At 71.1% G+C, this 4189-nt stretch carries 4 protein-coding genes; 3 read left to right on the top strand and 1 reads right to left on the bottom strand.

What is annotated here, in order from left to right; genetic code table 11:
* Positions 1-29: 29 nt before the first annotated feature.
* Positions 30-566 (bottom strand): gamma-glutamylcyclotransferase, encoded by a 537-nt coding sequence (locus G6027_RS14445; RefSeq protein ID WP_182637778.1) that lies wholly within the window; start codon positions 564-566, stop codon positions 30-32.
* 152 nt (positions 567-718) lie between these two features.
* Between G6027_RS14445 and G6027_RS14450 the strand changes: the two genes are divergently transcribed.
* The 3 genes from G6027_RS14450 to G6027_RS14460 all read left to right on the top strand — a co-directional run.
* Complete coding sequence (locus tag G6027_RS14450) at positions 719-2125, top strand: NAD(P)H-quinone dehydrogenase (RefSeq protein WP_182637779.1); 1407 nt, start codon at positions 719-721, stop codon at positions 2123-2125.
* Between the two features lie 100 nt (positions 2126-2225).
* The gene (locus tag G6027_RS14455; RefSeq protein ID WP_182637780.1) at positions 2226-3245 is read left to right on the top strand and encodes an iron ABC transporter substrate-binding protein; all 1020 of its coding nucleotides are present in this window, start codon (positions 2226-2228) and stop codon (positions 3243-3245) included.
* A 55-nt stretch (positions 3246-3300) separates the two neighbouring features.
* A partial coding sequence (locus tag G6027_RS14460) for an ABC transporter permease subunit (RefSeq protein ID WP_346995754.1) occupies positions 3301-4189 on the top strand: 889 nt, incomplete at its 3' end.

The following is a 4189-nucleotide window of genomic DNA, read 5'->3' on the forward strand; positions in this document are numbered from 1 at the left end:
TGGGCGAGATGGGGGTGGGCGGCACGGGCCTAGGCGCCCGGACCCACGTTGCGGGACTCCCGGGTGCGCAGATGTCGCACGTAGGAGTCGGGGGCACCCGCGCACTCGGCGGCATCCGCCAACAGGCCGAGGTAGCGCGCCGACGGCAGGCCCCCCTCGAAGGCGTCCATGACGTACAGCCAGACCAGCTCGGTGCCCTCGGCGGCGGTGGGGGAGGGCGAGGCGACCGCGAACTCGGACTCCTGGGCGCCGACCGGGGGGCCTGGGGGGACGGTGGGACGCCGCTCCACCCGGACCCGGATCTTCCGGGCCGGGATCAGGTCCGTGCCCTCCCATCTGTCCAGAGCGCGGGCGTCGTCGTCGGGGACGTCGTAGAGCACCACGAACACCCTCGAATCGGGGTCCTCGACCACGGTGGCCACGGCACCCTCCCACGTGGGGTCCTCGCCCGCGAAGGTCAGGCGCCAGCCCTCCAGCCAACCGGTTCCGGCGAACGGGGAGTGCGGCGCGCGGGCGTTCATCTGTTCGGGATGCATGTTGGTCCCGTACGCGGCGTAGAGAGGCACGGCGACCAGAGTAGTCCCTCCGCCGGGTGTGGCCCCGGCGTCCTCCGGCCGCGTGCCGCCGGTTCGACTACCGTGTACGGCGGACGCGACGCGGTCCACCACAGTGGCCCGCGGCGCCCGGCCCCGACCCCGTGACCCGTGGAGGACCACCTGTGACCCAGCGCATCATCATCATCGGCGGCGGTCCCGCCGGTTACGAGGCCGCGCTGGTGGCCGCGCAGTACGGTGCGGACGTCACGATCGTGGACGCCGAGGGGATCGGCGGCAACTGCGTGCTGACCGACTGCGTGCCGTCCAAGACGTTCATCGCCACCACCGGTGTACGCACCGACATGCGCCGCGCCGAGGAGATGGGCGTCGAGATGCACTTCGACCCCACCGCGTACCGGCTCGGCCAGGTCAACGGTCGGGTCAAGTCGCTGGCCCGCGCCCAGTCCGCCGACATCAGGTCCCAGCTCCAGCGCGAGGGCGTGCGCCTGCTCTCGGGGACCGCGCGACTGCACGATTCGCAGCCGGGGATGGCGTCGCACCGCGTCCACGTGTCCCTGGACAGCGGCCAGGAGAAGATCCTCGACGCGGATGTGGTCCTGGTCGCCACCGGATCCAACCCTCGCATCCTCTCCGGCGCCGAGCCGGACGGGGAGCGGATCCTGACATGGCGGCAGCTCTACGACCTCACCGAGCTCCCCTCCCACCTGGTGGTCGTGGGTTCCGGTGTGACCGGCGCCGAGTTCGTCTCCGCGTTCACCGAGATGGGCGTGAAGGTCACCATGGTGTCCAGCCGCGACCGTGTGTTGCCGCACGAGGACGCCGACGCGGCGCTGGTGCTGGAGGAGGCGCTCAGTGAGCGGGGTGTGTCGCTGGTCAAGCACGCTCGGGCGGACGCGGTCGAGCACCACGAGGACGGGATCATCGTCCGACTGGGCGACGGCCGGACCGTCAAGGGATCGCACGCCCTGATGTGCGTGGGTTCGGTTCCCAACACCGGTGACCTCGGCCTGGAGAGTGCCGGCATCGAGGTCCAGCGCAGCGGGCACATCAAGGTCGACCGCGTCTCGCGGACCACCGCGGCCGGCATCTACGCGGCCGGGGACTGCACCGATCTGTTCCCGCTGGCGTCCGTGGCGGCGATGCAGGGCCGGATCGCGATGTATCACGCCCTGGGCGAGGGGGTCAGTCCCATCAAGCTCCGCACCGTGGCCTCGGCGGTGTTCACCCGGCCCGAGATCGCCACCGTCGGGATCTCCCACGCGCAGATCGAGAGCGGCGAGGTCCCCGCCCGCGTCGAGGTGTTCCCGCTGGCGGGCAATCCCCGGGCCAAGATGCGCAGTCTGCGCCGAGGTTTCGTCAAACTCTTCTGTCGGCCCGCCTCGGGTGTGGTGATCGGTGGGGTGATCGTGGCGCCCACGGCGTCCGAACTGATCCTGCCGGTCTCCGTGGCCGTGCGGAACCAGCTCACCGTGGGCGACCTCGCGGGGTCGTTCTCCGTCTATCCCTCGATGACCGGGTCGATCACGGAGGCCGCCCGCCAGCTCATGCGGCACGACGACCTGGACTGATCCCGCGCCGGTGCACCGGCGTGAACCCGCGGATAAGTTTAGGCTAAGCTCACACCCGGTGCCCGTGACGCGGCACCGGGATTGTGAGGGAGGAACCGTGATGATGCGACGCCGCCTGGCAGCGATCGCCGCCGCCGGTTCGCTCGTGGTGGGTCTGGCGGCCTGCACCACGGACGGCGCCGGAGACGACGCGTTGGTGGTCTACTCGGGCCGCAGCGAGAACCTCGTCGGCCCGCTACTGGCCCAGATCGAGGAGAACACCGGCATCGACCTCGAGGTGCGCTACGCGAGCACCCCCGAGATGGCGGCGCAGATCGCCGAGGAGGGCCAGGCCAGCCCGGCGGACCTCTTCTTCTCCCAGGACGCAGGCGCCCTCGGTGCGTTGTCCAAGGAGGGCCTGCTCACCCAGCTCGACGAGGCGACGGTCGCGCAGGTCCCCGCCGAGTACCGGGCCACCGACGGGACGTGGGTCGCGACGAGCCTCCGCGCCCGCGTCCTGGTCTATGACTCCGAGGTGCTCGAGGAGTCGGACGTCCCGGACACCATCGACGTCCTCACCGAGCCCGAGTGGCGGGGCAGGGTCGGCTACGCCCCCACCAACGCCTCGTTCCAGTCGTTCGTCACCGGGCTGCGGGTCGACCGCGGCGACGAGGCGGCCGAGCAGTGGCTCCGCGACTTCCTGGCCAACGAGCCGAAGACCTACGACAACAACGTGGCGCTCCTCGAGGCCGCCGACACCGGTGAGGTCGAACTCGGGCTCACCAACCATTACTACTGGTACAACACCGCCCAGGAGAAGGGCGAGGAGAACATGCGGGCCCGGGTCCACTACCTGTCCAAGGGCGACCCCGGAGCACTGGTCAACGTGGCCGGCGTCGGCGTGCTGGCCTCCACGGACCGGCCCGAGGACGCGCGGCGCGTGGTGGAGGAACTCCTCGGCGAGGAGGCCCAGCTCTACTTCCTCGAGGAGGACAGCGAGTACCCGGTCGTGCCGGGCATCACCTCGGAGGCGGTCGGCCTGCCCCCCCTCGAGACCCTCGGCGGCCCCGATATCGACCTCGGGGACCTCGACGGTCTCGAGCAGACCCAGCAGATGCTCACGCGCGTGGGCATGATCTGACGGGTCCGTCATAGACGTCCGTTCCCGTCTCCGTGGCGGTCGCCCCCTCCTCGGGGTGGCCGCCACTCTGGCGTGCTCCGCGGCCCTCATCCCGCTGGTTTATCTGATCATCCGGGCGGGGGAACGGGGTCCGACCTACGCCATCGAGGTGGTCCGGTCCGGTCGGTCCGCCGAACTGCTGGTCAACACCGTCGTTCTGGTGGTCCTGGTCACCGCGGCGAGCGTGGTGGTGGGGGTCGCGCTGGCGTGGTTGACGGTGAGGACGGATCTCCCCGGGGCCCCGGTGGTCGGCGCACTGCTCTGCGTGCCACTGGCGATGCCCTCCTACGTCCTCGGTTACCTGTGGGTCGCGGACTTCCCGCAGTTCCTGGGCCTGCCCGGATCCGTCATCGTGTTGACGATCTCCTGCTACCCGTACGTCTTCCTCCCCGCGGCCGCGGCGCTGCGGGCCGTGGACCCCGGGCTGGAGGAGGTGGCCCGGACGTTGGGGCGCGGATCGGTCAGGGCCGTACTCGGGGTGACGTTGCGTCAGATCCGCCCGGCGGTCGCGGCCGGCGCGTTGTTGGTGGCGCTGTACACGCTCTCGGACTTCGGGGCGGTGGCCATGCTGCGGTACGAGGCGTTCACCGTCGGGATCTACCACAGTTACCGCGCCTCGTTCGACAGGGTTCCCGCGGCGGTTCTGGCCTGCGTGCTCATCCTGGTGGCGCTCGTGGTGATGGTGGGTGAGCGGCGGGCCCGGCGGGGTGAGGTGGCCAGGGTCGGCGCCGGAGTGGACTCTCTACCCGACCGGGTCCCGCTCGGACGGTTCAGAACGCCGGCGATCCTGGTCGTCGGGTTCGTCCTGGCCGGTGGCGTCCTCGCCCCGCTCGTCGGGCTGGTCCGGTGGGTGCGGGCGGCCGCCGAGGTGGACGTGTCGTGGGGCCCGGTCCTCGCGGCGGCCA

The organism is Dietzia sp. SLG310A2-38A2 (assembly GCF_014145095.1).
Taxonomy (GTDB): Bacteria; Actinomycetota; Actinomycetes; order Mycobacteriales; family Mycobacteriaceae; genus Dietzia.